The organism is Oceanobacillus sp. FSL K6-2867, assembly GCF_037963145.1.
GTDB lineage: Bacteria > Bacillota > Bacilli > Bacillales > Amphibacillaceae > Oceanobacillus.
In genome coordinates, this window is sequence record NZ_CP150144.1 from 3516245 (window position 1) to 3531783 (window position 15539).

Genomic DNA, 15539 nt, shown 5'->3' on the forward strand with positions numbered 1-15539 from the left:
GGCTCCCTTTTAAGAGAACCTTTTATGATGTAACTCTTTGAAAATTACGATATAATAATGCTAGTCCAAAAAGGAGGAGGGGAATACATATGAACTATTATGCTGCATTATCACCAATGAAGGATGCTGAGAAAAGTCAGCAATACCGTCAAGATCATTTAGATTATCTAGGCAAGTTAGCTGAACAGGGGAAAGTTTTTGCGAAAGGCCGTTTTACAGATGGAACCGGCGGATTAGTCATTTACATTGCTGAGGGCTTCGAGGAAGTTGAAGAAATTGTAAAAAATGATCCATATGTTGTGCAAGGAGCAAGAGGATATGAGATACATGAATGGACGATGACAACGGATGCTGTATTACCTGAAAAATAGATTAGTTGTTAAAGTCAGGGCTCTTTACTAAGGAGGGACCTGACTTTTTTCTATTATATATTTAAAATTTCTACCGCATTTTGAACACGTGCTTCTGTTGGCGGTTCGATACCCTCAAGCGGGTATTCTAATCCGAGTGCATCCCACTTATACACGCCCATTTTATGATATGGCAGCACCTCGATTTTCTCGACATTATTTAATGTATGAATGAAATCAGATAATTGCTTTAAGTCCTCGTCATTATCGCTATGCCCTGGAACAAGTACATGGCGGATCCAGACAGGAATTTCTTTTTTATCTAAATAGCGAGCAAGTGTGAGAATATGGTCATTTGACATACCAGTCAGAATCCTGTGTTTAATTGGATCGATTTGCTTTATGTCCATAAGCATAAGTTCAGTTAGTTCTAACAGCTCATCAAGCTGTTTCAAAAAGACAGGGGATTTTGAAAAGCAGCCACCAGCTGTATCAATCGCAGTATGGATGCCTAAAGCTCTTAGTTCTCGAAAAAGTGCTATTAGAAACTTAACGTGCAGCAGTGGTTCGCCGCCACTTACGGTAACTCCCCCGCCGGATGCTTGAAAAAAGGGGAGATAGTCTTTGATATCAGTGACGAGCTCATTCACCGTCATCTCCTTGCCATCACCCATTTTCCATGTATCTGGATTATGACAAAACTGGCAACGGAGCGGGCAGCCTTGCATAAAAATGATATAACGCAGACCTGGACCATCAACGGTTCCGCATGTTTCGATAGAATGAATTCGACCTTTCACCTGAAAAACCTCCCCATAAATAAATTATATATAATAGGGTGCTCCCCCTTGGAGGAGGAGCGACTACCCAGTTATTGAATAATTTTAACTTCGCTCATGGTTGGCTTACATTCCTTGATGGAATGTTCGATTGATAACATCCAATTGTTGTTCCCGAGTTAGTTTAATAAAGTTTACTGCATATCCAGATACACGAATTGTTAGCTGTGGATATTGTTCTGGATGCTCCATTGCATCAAGCAATGTTTCACGATCAAACACATTGACGTTTAAATGATGCCCGCCTTTTATTGTATAGCCGTCAAGCATTCCTGACAGATTTTTGATTCGTGTCATAGCTTCTTTTCCGAGTGCTTTTGGTACGATAGAAAAGGTGTTGCTTATTCCGTCTAATGCGTGCTTGTACGGTAATTTTGCAACCGAGCTAAGAGATGCTAATGCCCCTTTTTCATCGCGGCCATGCAATGGGTTCGCGCCAGGCGCAAATGGTTCCCCAGCTTTTCGGCCATCTGGTGTATTTCCAGTTTTCTTCCCATAAACAACATTAGAGGTAATCGTTAAAACAGAAAGTGTTGGAACTGAATTTCGATAGGTTTGGTGTTTTTTAATCTTATTCATGAAGGCTGTGACAAGTTCGACTGCGATGGCATCAACGCGGTCATCATTGTTCCCGTATTTCGGGAAATTCCCTTCAATTTTGTAATCGACAGCATAGCCGGCTTCATTACGGATAACTTTTACATTTGCATGCTTAATGGCACTTAATGAATCTGCTGCAACCGATAAGCCTGCAATCCCCGTTGCCATTGTCCGGAGAATGTTTCTATCATGCAATGCCATTTCAATTCGTTCATAGCTATATTTATCATGCATGTAATGAATTACATTGAGTGTATTTATATATAGTCCGGCAAGCCATTCCAGCATCTGGTCGTATTTTTCCATTACTTCCTCGTAGTGGAGATATTCAGAAGTAATTGGTTCGTATTTCGGTCCTACTTGTGCGAAGGATTGTTCATCTACTCCTCCATTAATGGCATATAGCAAAGCTTTGGCCAGATTAGCCCGTGCACCGAAAAACTGCATTTGCTTTCCAATTTCCATTGCAGAAACACAGCAAGCGATCCCGTAATCATCTCCAAATTGCTCCCGCATTAAATCGTCATTTTCATATTGAATTGAACTTGTTTTAATAGACATATGTGCACAGTATTCCTTAAACGGCCGCGGTAATTGATCAGACCATAAAACCGTTAAGTTTGGTTCTGGTGCAGGTCCCAGATTGTCTAATGAGTGTAAAAATCGGAATGAGTTTTTTGTCACAAGCGGTGTACCATCTTTGGCGATACCACCAATTGATTCTGTTACCCAAGTTGGATCCCCGCTGAATAATTCATTGTAATCTGGAGTTCTTGCAAATTTTACAAGCCTTAGTTTCATTACAAAATGGTCGACTAGCTCCTGGGCAGCTTCTTCTGTAATGACTCCATTTTGCAGATCACGTTCAATATAAATATCTAAGAAGGTAGAAACTCTGCCGAGACTCATCGCAGCACCGTTTTGTTCTTTAATGGCTGCTAGATAACCAAAATATAACCATTGAAATGCTTCCATTGCATTTGTAGCGGGATTTGAAATATCAAATCCATAATCTGAACCAAGCTGTTTTAACTCTTGTAAGGCACGAATTTGTTCAGTAAGCTCTTCGCGGTCACGAATGATTTTCTCGGACATAATACCATTTGCTCCCGTTGCTGCATGTTCCTCTTGCTTATCAGCGATTAACTTGTCAACACCATATAAAGCAACTCGTCGATAATCACCAATGATCCGACCACGTCCATATGCATCAGGCAGACCTGTAATAATTCCAGCTTTTCTTGCTGCCCGCATTTCTGGTGTGTACGCATCAAAAACACCCTGGTTATGTGTTTTGCGGTAGTTGGTGAATATATGTTTAACTTCTTCATCCAACTCATATCCATATGATTCCAGAGCATCTTCAGCCATTCTGATACCACCAAATGGTTGAAGAGAGCGCTTAAACGGTTGGTCTGTCTGGACACCAACAATTTTTTCAATGCCTTTATTTAAATAGCCAGCTCCATGTGAGGTAATGGTTGATACAATTGAAGTATCCATATCCAAAACGCCACCATTTTCTCGTTCTTGCTTTGTTAAATCCATCACTTGTTCCCATAAAACTGTCGTGTTCTTCGTCGGTTCTGCTAAAAAGCCTTCATCACCAGTATAGACAGTAATGTTTTGCATAATAAAGTCGCGAACATTAATTTCTTCTTGCCATTTTCCACTTTTAAAATCCATTTTGTTTTGAGCAGTTACAACCATAATAACCCTCCTAAAAAAGAATTGTGAAATATTGAGCATTCTTTATATGTTTATCATATCACATATTTTTAGATGAAGTTATTTAAAATGTTAAAGAAGTGTGTCAGAATTGTAACTATATCATGTCGATGAAGAAGGAATGAAATATTTAAAAATATGTTCAATTCACGTATAATGGTATAAATGATTTGAACGTCATATTAAAGGAAATCATAAAAGGAAGAATGCCATAATGGGAAGAAAGATTGTTGATTTGGTAAGACATAGAGGAGATGAGCTACCAATCAAAGGAAAGATAAGTTCATGCAGTAAGTTATGAAGGCTATGAGCTTCTTGGCGCAATGAGTGATTTTGATTACCTAAGTAAGCGAAAGGAAGTTCAGCATTAAAAGAGCATCGCCATTTGGTACCTATTTTTTCATTCACGGGCCTGCTTGAAAGTTCATCGCTGCATAGGCTGGCAGCATACTAAAAATAGAAAAAGGTTTGTGACATATGAGAACACACTGGAATTTGTTTATTGCTTTTTTTCGGGTTGGTATACTTGGGTTCGGGGGAGGACCTGCTTCGATTCCCCTTATTCAAAAGGAAGTAGTTGATCATTATAAATGGATGGATAATGAGGAATTTGGTGATATTCTTGCTTTAGCAAACACATTGCCCGGTCCAATTGCAACGAAGTTACCAGGCTATATCGGTTATCGGGTTGGCCAGACACTGGGAATGATAAATGCAGTTCTTGCTACGATTGTACCGACGATTCTGTTAATGATTGTTTTACTTACTACACTTTCACAATTTCGAGAATTTAATTGGGTTCAAGGTATGACGGCAGCAGTTGTTCCAGTAGTCGGAATGATGATGGCAGTCCTGACATGGCAGTTTGCTCGAAAAGCCTCTATCGGTTTGGGGTGGGTAAAAACATGCATTTTTCTTGTCCTTTTCTTTATTATTTTGCAAATACTTAATGTGCATCCAGGCATTTTAATTGCTGTCCTGCTTATTCTTGCTCTCTCTCTGCCTGCACGTAAACGGCAAAGAAAGAATAAAGAAGGTGAAGACATATGATTTATATTGATATTTTTATCGCCTTTTTTATTCCTGGGATTTTAGGATATGGGGGAGGACCTGCTTCCATACCACTTATTGAAAATGAAGTGGTAATACGATACGGCTGGATGTCCGTCCAGGAATTCAGTGAAATTCTGGCACTTGGGAACTCCTTGCCAGGTCCCATAGCAACGAAAATGGCAGGATATATCGGCTATGAAGTAGGAGGGATTCCTGGGGCAGTTGTAGGTGTCTTTGCTACTGTTGCACCATCTCTGATTTTATTAATATTCCTTGGTGGAATGTTATTAAAATATAAAGATTCTCCTAAAGTGAAGCGGCTGACACTATTTGTTCAGCCAGTCATTGCTATTTTGCTTGGTGTTATGGCATGGCGTTTTTTCAGCGAGTCATATGAAGGAATTGGTATTTGGCAGACAGCTTTACTCGTTGGAGTCAGTTTTCTTTTAATTGAGCGATTTAAAATCCATCCAGCACTTATTATTGCTGGAGCTCTAATTTATGGCGGATTCCTATTATAGGAACTAGTCATACTTCTCCTTCAACAAATGAAAAAAGCAAAACCCATTAACTGTTGGGTTTTGCTTTTTCCTGCTTATTGATGACTCCAAGTTTTTTTAAACCGTTATAGATTCCAGAATCACTAACGGATGTTGTACGATGTTTTGCGTAAGTGAACAGTTCTGGATGTGCATTATCCATAGCAAATCCTTCACCTACAGCCTGCAGCATTTCACAATCATTCATTCCATCTCCAAAAGCGATAGCCTGCTCTTTTGGGATACCGATGCGGTGAAGTATTTTTGATACGGCTTCTCCTTTATTGACGTTTTTTCGGATAATATCAAAAGCTTTTGTTGCGCCTTCCACATTCACTTGTGACATACGTATATTTTCTTCTACTTCATAAAGTGATGCATCTTCTGGCTTAATATTTAATACCGTTGCCCCTATAATTTGATCAGCAACTTCGTCAGTAAATAACGCATTTTGTCTCAATTGGAAAATTTCATTGAATTTCTTAACAAATGGATGATCCATAGCGGTGAAGTAGTTCTTTTCTTTTGTATAAAGAACAATTTCATGATTATGTTCTTTTGCAATATCGATGAATTCTTTTACAATCGCTCGGTCCATTGGTTCATTGACCACTTCTTGTTCTTGATAGATTGCATAGCCGCCATTATAAGCAATAAATGAATCAATGGCTAATTCTTCAGCCAGATCCTGGATTTCGATATATGGTCTGCCAGTCGCAATAAAAACCTCTAATCCATTCTGCTTTGCCAGTTCAATTGCAGTTTTTGTTGATTCTGTATATGTATGATCTGGTTTCAGGATGGTTCCGTCAATATCTAGAAAAAGTACTTTATAACTCATAATGTTCTCCTTTATGTGCGCATTTGTAGTCTATTCTAGCATAAAGGAATTATGGATTGTACTAATACCAATTACGTTTACATAATATTAAACTTATACAAAAAAGCAATATCCAATTAAGGATACTGCTTTTAAATAGCGTTATAATGCTTGATCATCCACTGAATCAAGCCATTCTTCAATGGTCTGAATGACTTCCTTGAACGTTCCCTCCTCAAATGGAGAATTTAGTTTGGCTGTTTTCACAAGACTTAAGAAGGGTTTTGACCCACCTTGCTTACAAAGATCTAAATAATCCTTCCATGCCGCTTCATGGCTTTCACGCGATTTCTTCCAAAATTGGAATGCGCAAATTTGGGCAAGCGTGTAATCAATATAATAAAAAGGTATATCATAAATATGTCCTTGTCGCTGCCAATAACCACCAGAAGCTAAGTATGCATTGCCATCATAATCACGATGCGGCAAATAGATTTCTTCGAGTTTTTTCCATGCATCTTTACGCTGATCTGGTGTCCAGTCTGGATTTTCATATACAAGGTGCTGGAATTCATCTACAGCAACACCGTAAGGAAGAAATTGCAGGCCATCAGCTAAATGGGAGTACTTATATTTATCGGTATCTTCCTTGAAGAAGAGCTCCATCCATGGCCACGTCAAAAATTCCATGCTCATGGAATGTATTTCTGCAGCTTCACTTGTAGGGAAGATGTACTCAGGGACTTTCAGATTCCGACTACTATAGACTTGAAATGCATGTCCTGCCTCATGTGTTAACACATCAATATCACCAGAAGTTCCATTAAAATTGGCGAAGATAAATGGAGCTTCGTAATCCTCAATGAATGTACAGTATCCACCAGCTTCTTTTCCTTTTTTTGCTTCGAGATCCATCAGATTGCGATCAAGCATAAATTGAAAAAATTCATTTGTTTCATTCGATAATTCCTTGTACATTTTTCGGCCGTTTTCAATAATCCATTCCGGAGAACCTTTTGGTTTAGCGTTTCCACTTTTAAATTGAAAGCTTTCATCATAAAACTTCAAGGAGTCGACATCAATGCGTGCAGCTTGTTTTTCATATAATTTCGTAGCTAGTGGCACGATATAATCACGAACTTGCTTCCGAAATGCAGCAACCATTTCGGCATTGTAATCAATGCGCTGCATTCGCAAGTAACCAACTTCCACAAAGTTTTTAAAACCAAGCTTCAAAGCGATTTCGTGTCGAACTTTTACAAGCTGATCATAAATAGAGTCAAATTGTTTTGCATGGCTTTCGAAAAATCCAGCATTTGCAGTGATAGCTTGCTTGCGAACTTCTCTATCTTCACTTTGGGCAAACGGGGCAAGCTGTGCCAATGTATATGTTTCACCTTGAAAGGCTACTTCTGCAGAGGCTACAAGCTTTGAATATTCAGAAGCAAGCTTATTTTCCTTTTGTAATAGGCCAATGATTTCTGGCGAAAAGGTTTTAATTTCGTTGTCGACAAGCTGAAAGAGCTGAGAACCGAATTGCTTTTCTAATTTCTTGCGATAGGTTGAGTTAACTAGTTCTTTATAAAATTCAGTGTACATTTCTTTGAGATTTGGCTGAATCTCATCAAAATAATCACGTTCTTTTTGATAAAATGTATCTTTTGTATCAATCGATGCACGTATATAGACCAAGTTATATAAAGTTGATAATCTATTACGAAAAGCATTGATGCTTTCTGCGGCACTAATAGCTTGCTCTGCTGACTGTGCATTTTTGAAATTAACTATTAGCTCTTTAAATGTTTCCTGTTCCTCATGAAGTATCGGCCTTTCATAAGCATAGTCTTCAAATTTTAGCATGGTGAACCCCCTCGAATATATATATCATTTTTAATAATTCGACCTCCTGTGTAAAAAACCTCTATTTTAGCTAAGACTCTTTGTAAATTATTATTTCATAAAAACCAAAAAATTATGATATATAACGTTTTCATAACCTATTAGTTATGATATATAACTAAATTAGCATTGTTATTTAGAAGGATTCCTATGCTATAATTATTTTAAATTGAGTTTGAAAAAGGCTTTCCACTACATAGTAAAATGGAAGCTCTCTCATCCGAAGTGGGTGAGAGTTTCTTTGTATTGCTTATGAATGAAAACAGCTATTTCCATTCATAAGCAGTCAAGACAAATATATTATTCTATTACTGGGGGTTTTTTGATGGAAGAATCAGAGAAATATCAACTTGATGAAAAGGGGTCATCAAGACGTAAGTTCCTAAGAAATTCTGGAGTGGCAGCTGGGGGAGTTGTAGTAGGTAGTGTGCTAGGAGGTCTAATTGGCTTTGGCGGAGAAAAACAGCAGCATGAACCAGCTACAGAACCCGAACATGTCGCTCCTGCAGCAAATCCTAATGCAGCACTAATGTTCTTCACACCTGATCAGTACCAAACTACAGTTGCTGCAACAGAGCGGATATTCCCTGCAGATGAAAACGGACCAGGTGCAGCTGATTTAAATGTAGCTATTTATATTGATCATCAATTGGCTAGTCCTTGGGGGATTAATGCAAAAGATTATATGTTAGGTGCTTTTTATAAAGCTGAAGCCACTCAGCAGGAACAAATACGTATTTTACGGAAGGATTTATTTTTGTTGGGATTAAAAGGATTAGATGACTACAGTACGAAAAAATTTGACAGCAAATTTACTTCATTAAATGCCGAGCAGCAGGATGAAGTTTTAACTGATTTTGAAAGTGGTGATTACAAGCTTTCAGGTCTATCAAGCAGTATTTTCTTTGAATTGCTTCGTATGTTAACAATCGAGGGTGCATACGCGGATCCAATGTATGGTGGAAATAAAAACATGGAAGGCTGGGCAATGCGTAAATTCCCAGGTTCTCGAATGAACTATAACAATGAAGTGGTGAGTAAAGAATTTATTGAATTGGAACCTGAAAGTTTACAAAGCCATATGGGGCACTAATTGAAGAGGGACTTGAAGAAAGGAATTGACAATCATGAGCACAAAACTACCTAAGGTGCCTGCAGTTATTGTTGGAATGGGATGGGCAGGAGGTATTATTGCTTCTGAACTGACAAAAGCAGGAATTAAAGTTGTAGGTATTGAGCGTGGGAAAGAGCGAACTACAAATGACTATTTAATGGGACATGATGAGCTTCGCTTTCAACATCGAACAGAATTAATGCAAGACTTATCGAAAGAAACCATTACACATCGTAATCATCCAAACATGCGTGCACTTCCAATGCGCAGCTACGGAACATTTATTGTTGGGGATGGAGTTGGTGGTGCAGGAAGTCATTGGAATGGACAAACCTATCGTTTTCTTCCATACGATTTTGAAATTAAATCTTTGACAGAAGAGAAATATGGGGCAAATAAACTAGGTTCAGAGTATACATTACAGGACTGGGGAATTACATATGATGAAATTGAACCGTATTATGATACATTTGAAAAAATGGCGGGGATTTCTGGTGAAACGGTAGAAATGTATGGACACCGTTCAAACCCATATCCAACGGGACCGATGGTTAAAACACCTACATTTGAACTTTTTGAGGAAGCAACGAAAAAATTAGGCTATCATCCGTATATGCTGCCGTCAGCTAACCTTTCGGAAAATTATACGAATCCAGATGGAATCTCACGATCAGCATGTCAATACTGTGCATTCTGTGAAAACTTTGGATGTGAGTACGGAGCGAAGGCAGATCCAGTGGTAACGGTTATCCCGGTTGCTAAGGAAACAGGTAACCTCGATCTTCGAACACATTCCAATGTAACGCGCATTTTAAATGATGGAACAAAAGCAACAGGAGTAGTTTATGTTAACACAATTACTGGTGAAGAATTCGAACAACCAGCTGATGTTGTTATTGTAACAAGCTATGTATTTAATAATGTTCGTTTACTATTAAACTCTAACTTAGGTACACCGTATAACCCAGAAACTGGGGAAGGATCAATTGGTAAAAATTATTGTTACCAAGTAAGTGCAGGTGCTACCACGTTATTCTATGAGGATAAGGAGTTTAATAACTATGCTGGGGCTGGTGCATTAGGAATTGAAATTCCAGATTTCGCTGGAGATAACTTTGACCATTCAGATGTAAACTTTATTCATGGTTCAGGGATTCGCATGACACAATATGGCAACCGACCAATTGCCATTAATCAAGTACCAAGCGGAACATCGTCATGGGGATCAGAGTTTAAAAAGCAATCTATTAAATATGCAAATAGTACGTTACAGGTGAAATCACAAGGTGCAAGCATGCCACATAAAGACAATTATCTTGATCTTGATCCCGAATATAAAGATGCATATGGCATGCCATTATTACGCATGACGTATGACTATACCGAACAAGATAAAGAATTAGTAAAATATATGTCAAAAGTAACCCGTAAAATTGCGGAGGAAATTGGCGCAGATCATTATGAAACTACTGAAGAACAAGCAGCCTTTAATGTGAATGTGGATACAAATACACATAACACTGGCGGCGTTATTATGGGGGTTGATCCGAAAACATCGGCAGTAAACTCCTATTTACAAATGTGGGAAGCTGAGAATGTATTCGTTATTGGTGCTTCTGCATTCCCCCATAATAGTTCATTTAACCCGACTGGGACGATTGGTGCGCTATCTTACCGAGCTTCTGAAGGCATTATAAAATATCTTAAAGATGGTGGCGGATCACTCGTTTAATTGTTGATTGGAATATATTCCCAAAAATATTTCACTGTGTGACAGCTGTTGAAGTGCAAGTATTAATATATTAGGAATCAAAAGCACTTTCCCTTTTTTGTGAAAAGAGAAAGTGCTTTTGCCTTATCCATATTAGAATGCAGCAGTCCATCCGCCATCAACTGTAAGAACTGTTCCATTTACAAAGCTCGCTTCATCTGTAGCAAGGAAAAGTGCAGCATTTGCAATCTCTTCTGGTTCCCCAACTTTCGGAATAACACCTTGAACTGTTTTGGTTCGCTCCATCCCAAACGGATTAATATTTTTCATGGAAGCAGAAATATTTGTATTTACTGCACCAGGAGCGATTGCATTGCAACGGATACCCTTTTGTGCGTACATATAACCTGTGTTCTTCGTTAAACCAACAACTGCATGCTTGGAAGCACCATAGGTTGCTCCCGCATGTGCCCCATTTAACCCACCTGTTGATGCGATATTCACAATGACACCAGCGCCTTGCTTTAGAAATAACGGAATTGCTTTACGCATCGAACGCATAACACCTTTCGTATTTACATCAAATATTAAATCCCAGCGTTCGTCCGTAATGTCAGCAACTGGCTCAAACCCATCCATAATTCCTGCATTATTTACTAAAATATCTAATTTACCGTATTCATTAACAGCCGTATCAATCATGTGATCAATATCTTCTTGGTTTGCCACATTTACCTGAACGGCCACAGCAACCCCATTATCTGCAATAATTTCTTTTACAACTTCTGCAGCACCTTCAAAATTAAGGTCAGCTACAACTACTTTAGCACCTTCCATAGCATACAACTTCGCAATTGCTTTTCCCATACCTGAAGCAGCACCAGTTACAATCGCAACTTTTTCTTGTAATTTCATTTAATTTCCTCCTTCATATTGATGAAGATAATGAACATCTGTACAATAAAATTATATATGGACTTTAAAGGAAGCGCAATCAAAAGAAAATCGGAAAATGGTGATTAATAAACGTTTATCAGAAAATATGTTGATTAAAGGTGGTAAAAGATGAAAAAAGATTTACGGATTATAAAGACTGAAGAAAGCTTACGCAAGGCACTGCTCACATTATTAAATACAAAGACATTAGAATCCATAACTATCTCAGAGCTATGCAGAATCGCACAAATTAACCGTGGGACCTTTTATCTGCATTATCGTGATGTTCATGATGTGTTTCGACATTACTTTGAAGTGATTGTAGAAGATTTTAGAGAGGCATATGAGAAACCATATTTGAATACAAAATTTAAGATTCATAATATGACTCCGGAAATGATTGATATTTTTAATCATGTAAAAAAATATCAATCATTTTATCAGATTATATTTGATGGAAAATCTCCAATGACCTATTATTATCTCGTCTTGGATACAATACGTAAATTCATGGAGGAATCCTTGAGCATAGATAATAATGCAGTGTATATGGATGTCGACTTTGATTACCTCATAAGCTACCATGCCAATGCTATAATCGGAATTATCATCGAATGGCATAAACAAAACTATACAACGTCAATAGAAATACTGAACGAGCAGCTGATCAAGCTCATCACAAACACTAGGTCATAAAGGGCAGCTTGAACCTTTAATAGCTTTGAGGAGGCAAGAAAAAGTATAAACGTATTGTACTGGTATAAAAAAAGACCCCAGAGGGGGACAGCTTGTTCTTTCAGTACCGTGCATTTGTTCTTAGTTGACCTGTTCTTTCACAATGTCAATAAATAGCTTGGTTGCTCTGGAAACTTGCTGCAATGAAATAGCAGCTAATGCGATATTTCGCCGATAATCGGTCAAGATTGGCCGAGCGTATTTCCACATTTCCGTATCTTTTATAGCAAGTTCCGGGAGTATTGATAAACCAAGCCTTTCCTGAATCATTCCGAGCATTGTGTTTAGGTTTGAAACAGTATATTTTTGATGATAGGGAAGTCCTTTATCAATAAATAATTGTTCAATCGCTTTTGGATCTCCCCACTTACCAACGATCAATGATTCATTTGATAGATCCGACAACGTAATTAATGACTTTTTAAGTAAATGATGTTCAGGAGGAAATACTGCCATATATTTATCTTCCACCAGTGGAATAATATCCAGGCTACTATGTGGAGAGTAAATAAATCCAATATCCACCATACGTGATGTGATCCAGTTAAAAACTTCTTCGACAGACCCTTCAAATAATTCGATGGCTATATTCGGATATTTTTGCTGGACTGCCTGAATAATCTTAGGCAGAAAACGTGCGGATACATCGGGAAAACCAGCGACTTTGATGGTGCCAGTTTCAAGGCCTTTTTCTGCGGCAACTTCCTGATCAATTATTTTAAGGCTGTTTTCAATCGTGCGGATTTGCAGAAGAATCTTTTCGCCGATATCTGTTAACATGAGTCCCTTGGATTTATCGCGGATTAATAGTGTAACACCGAGTTCTGCTTCAAGACTAGATACAGCCTGACTGACAGCAGGCTGTGTCATTTTTAAGGCTTGTCCAGCCTTCGTAAAATTGCCGATTTCAATAACTTTTGAAAAGATATGAAGCTGTGTAATAGTTGCCATACTTTATGTTTATTCCCTTCATCAATTTCTAGTGCATTATATCGTATACTAAAACAGAAAGTTTCACAAAAATAGTCGTGCACGCTATGAATGATTACCGTGCATTTTACTTAATTTTAGTATATTATGGCTAACGATAGAAGTAAATGAGATGCTTTAAATCAGGTTTTATTAAAGAAAAGAAGTTAGGGGAGGAAATAGCAAAATGATAGTTGATGGAAGATATCGAAAAAATATTTATTCTGGGCAAAAAGTAGAAATTGTATTGAAGCAAGATCAACGCACAGGAAAAACAACGGCAGGAATTGTGAAAGATCTTTTGACAAAATCAGAATTTCATCCACATGGAATCAAAGTCAGGCTGGAGGATGGTCAAGTAGGGAGGATTCAAACTAAATAGGAAGAGGTTAACTAGAAGTATTGCCTGTTGAAACATTCCTTCAAAATCATTATTCTAATTGACTTTGATTTCTTTCAATTGTAGACTATAGGTAATGTCATTTAATATTTATGGGGTGAAAGTTATGATTTTGGCAGTTTTTACAATCGGGGGAATTTTAACAATAGCAACACTTCTTGCAAACGTTCTACTTGTTAAAATGACCGCAAAAGAATCAAGGTCTTGCTATTATCCAAATATCTTCTTAGTCCTTGTTGGATTATTGTTATTAGGAGTAGCATCAATCGCACCAAAAGTAGACTTATTAGGAGCAGGCTTTGGTGGCTGGGGTATTGCAGCGTTGTTCTCAGCGGCAATCGGATTTATTATTACATCAATTATTGACGCTTATCAAAATGTAACTGCATAAAAACACAGCATCTATAAAAAGATGCTGTGTTTTTTATTTTAGGTATGTCATTCCTTCACGTTGTTCCACTTTACCTTCTTTTAAGAGTCTTCCTAAAGCACGTTTAAATGCAGCCTTGCTGATATGGAATGTTCCACGAATGTCTTCTGGATCACTTTTATCGTTAAATGGTATCACGCCGCCATTTGTTTCTAGATGTAATAAAATACTTTCCGCATCTTCTGCAATGCTATCTTGCTTAAGTGGTCGCAAGGAGATGTTTAATGTGCCATCTTCCTTTACATCAATCACTCGGCCATGGATGAATTCTCCAAGTCGGGGCTCCTCTTTGCGTTCAGTATGATGGATGAACCCACGGTAATCCTCTTCAGTCAGAATAGCCGAACCTTCTTTGCTTGTATGGTAAACTGTACCGGATATTGGCTGATTATATAACTCCTCAGGAGCTAACTCGAATTCTCTGGCAATAACTCCTTCTGTAGCGGGTATTGCGAGCAATCTTCCTTTTTGGTCCTTGCCTAAAGTAACGAACAGCTTATCACCGGGCTTTGGCCACACAGCTGTGTATAGAGGAAGGTCGTCAACCGATACAAGCATCTCTTTTGCTATGCCGATATTTATAAAAGCTCCTAATTTAGGGATAACCTCGACAACTTCAGCCCAATCGTAAACATCCGTTTGAACAGTTGGCAATATCGCTGTTGCTGCAATGTTTCCTTTTTTATCATTATAAAGAAAAACATCAATTTCTTTGCCTTCATCGTAGTCTTGTTCGGTTTCGTTATGATGTAAAAGCGCTTCTAGTCCATTTTTTTCTAAAACATAGCCTGTATCAATTTTTCGCGAAACGGTCATTGTTTGTACTTTCCCTATGGATAATGTATGCATGTATTTTAAACCTACTTTCGTTCTTTTCATGTTTTTGGTGTTCACTTGATATGTATTGGAAAAGGAGTACCCTCATCATTAAGAGTACCCCTTTGATTTAAAAGTAACACATAAGTTTCATTTTTATTTTATTATCCCGATTGTTTCGGGTGGGAAATTCTTGTTCAAGAACTATCTGGCTGATAGTTAGGAAAGTGTTTCATGGAATAACACTTATTTTTAGTCAATAACGTTATGATCAGAAAGCTTTTATAGTCAAAGCCTTCTATCGAGCATTCAATTTGTTACATCTATGCAGATAAAATCTTTTATAAGCTATCTGCCAAGAATTTCGCTTAACCGCGGTACATGTTCCACTGGTGTTCTCTAACTTAAGCAACGTAAGCCCTACCTGCTCTTACGTCCTTGCGACCCCTAAGTCGCGCCAGTGTGAATAAGCATCTTCAAAAACATTGTAGAATGCCAGAAATACTTATTTGTTACTAGATTAACTAACATATCATATATACTTGTATATGTCAAATGTTTTTTTGTGTAAAAATATAGTGGCAGGTTGTCTATGAAACC

The 15539-nt window shown here is 37.9% G+C and carries 15 protein-coding genes; 8 read left to right on the forward strand and 7 right to left on the reverse strand.

Annotated features, from left to right (window positions below; translation table 11 throughout):
- Positions 1-89: 89 nt before the first annotated feature.
- The gene (locus NSQ77_RS16935; protein ID WP_339227225.1) at positions 90-371 is read left to right on the forward strand and encodes a YciI family protein; all 282 of its coding nucleotides are present in this window, start codon (positions 90-92) and stop codon (positions 369-371) included.
- A 53-nt stretch (positions 372-424) separates the two neighbouring features.
- On the opposite strand, the gene pflA is transcribed toward NSQ77_RS16935, so the two are convergent.
- Entirely contained in the window at positions 425-1150 is a 726-nt protein-coding gene (pflA, locus tag NSQ77_RS16940) for a pyruvate formate-lyase-activating protein (RefSeq protein WP_339227227.1), read from the reverse strand.
- Between the two features lie 105 nt (positions 1151-1255).
- Positions 1256-3499, reverse strand: a complete 2244-nt coding sequence (pflB, locus tag NSQ77_RS16945) for a formate C-acetyltransferase (protein ID WP_339227229.1) — start codon at positions 3497-3499, stop codon at positions 1256-1258.
- 495 nt (positions 3500-3994) lie between these two features.
- Between pflB and NSQ77_RS16950 the strand changes: the two genes are divergently transcribed.
- Positions 3995-4567, forward strand: coding sequence for a chromate transporter (locus tag NSQ77_RS16950; RefSeq protein ID WP_339227231.1), 573 nt, complete (start codon positions 3995-3997; stop codon positions 4565-4567).
- Positions 4564-5091: a chromate transporter gene (locus tag NSQ77_RS16955; RefSeq protein WP_339227233.1), complete on the forward strand. Its 528-nt coding sequence runs from the start codon at positions 4564-4566 to the stop codon at positions 5089-5091. Before NSQ77_RS16950 ends, NSQ77_RS16955 begins: the two co-directional genes overlap by 4 nt.
- Positions 5092-5137: 46 nt before the next feature.
- Here the strand turns inward: NSQ77_RS16955 and NSQ77_RS16960 are convergent, their stop codons facing one another.
- Together NSQ77_RS16960 and NSQ77_RS16965 are read right to left on the reverse strand one after the other, a co-directional pair.
- A complete protein-coding gene (locus NSQ77_RS16960) occupies positions 5138-5950 on the reverse strand; it encodes an HAD family hydrolase (protein ID WP_339227234.1) in 813 nt (270 codons plus the stop codon).
- A 141-nt stretch (positions 5951-6091) separates the two neighbouring features.
- Complete coding sequence (locus NSQ77_RS16965) at positions 6092-7789, reverse strand: M3 family oligoendopeptidase (protein WP_339227235.1); 1698 nt, start codon at positions 7787-7789, stop codon at positions 6092-6094.
- 364 nt (positions 7790-8153) lie between these two features.
- Here NSQ77_RS16965 and NSQ77_RS16970 point away from each other — a divergent pair, with 364 nt between their 5' ends.
- Both NSQ77_RS16970 and NSQ77_RS16975 read left to right on the forward strand, forming a co-directional pair.
- Positions 8154-8921 carry a gluconate 2-dehydrogenase subunit 3 family protein gene (locus tag NSQ77_RS16970; protein ID WP_339227236.1) on the forward strand — a complete coding sequence of 256 codons (768 nt, stop codon included), beginning with the start codon at positions 8154-8156 and terminating at the stop codon, positions 8919-8921.
- 34 nt (positions 8922-8955) lie between these two features.
- Entirely contained in the window at positions 8956-10674 is a 1719-nt protein-coding gene (locus tag NSQ77_RS16975) for a GMC family oxidoreductase (RefSeq protein ID WP_339227237.1), read from the forward strand.
- 132 nt (positions 10675-10806) lie between these two features.
- On the opposite strand, the gene NSQ77_RS16980 is transcribed toward NSQ77_RS16975, so the two are convergent.
- Entirely contained in the window at positions 10807-11568 is a 762-nt protein-coding gene (locus NSQ77_RS16980; RefSeq protein WP_339227238.1) for an SDR family oxidoreductase, read from the reverse strand.
- A gap of 150 nt (positions 11569-11718) precedes the next feature.
- Here NSQ77_RS16980 and NSQ77_RS16985 point away from each other — a divergent pair, with 150 nt between their 5' ends.
- A complete protein-coding gene (locus NSQ77_RS16985; protein ID WP_339227239.1) occupies positions 11719-12285 on the forward strand; it encodes a TetR-like C-terminal domain-containing protein in 567 nt (188 codons plus the stop codon).
- A 120-nt stretch (positions 12286-12405) separates the two neighbouring features.
- On the opposite strand, the gene NSQ77_RS16990 is transcribed toward NSQ77_RS16985, so the two are convergent.
- Positions 12406-13275, reverse strand: coding sequence for a LysR family transcriptional regulator (locus tag NSQ77_RS16990; RefSeq protein WP_339227240.1), 870 nt, complete (start codon positions 13273-13275; stop codon positions 12406-12408).
- 205 nt (positions 13276-13480) lie between these two features.
- On the opposite strand from NSQ77_RS16990, the gene NSQ77_RS16995 reads away from it, so the two are divergent.
- Both NSQ77_RS16995 and NSQ77_RS17000 read left to right on the forward strand, forming a co-directional pair.
- On the forward strand, positions 13481-13675 hold the full coding sequence (locus NSQ77_RS16995) for a YwbE family protein (RefSeq protein WP_339227241.1): 195 nt from the start codon (positions 13481-13483) through the stop codon (positions 13673-13675).
- A 124-nt stretch (positions 13676-13799) separates the two neighbouring features.
- Complete coding sequence (locus NSQ77_RS17000; protein WP_339227242.1) at positions 13800-14084, forward strand: hypothetical protein; 285 nt, start codon at positions 13800-13802, stop codon at positions 14082-14084.
- A gap of 33 nt (positions 14085-14117) precedes the next feature.
- On the opposite strand, the gene NSQ77_RS17005 is transcribed toward NSQ77_RS17000, so the two are convergent.
- Positions 14118-14972 carry a S1-like domain-containing RNA-binding protein gene (locus NSQ77_RS17005; RefSeq protein ID WP_339231054.1) on the reverse strand — a complete coding sequence of 285 codons (855 nt, stop codon included), beginning with the start codon at positions 14970-14972 and terminating at the stop codon, positions 14118-14120.
- Between the last annotated feature and the right edge of the window lie 567 nt (positions 14973-15539).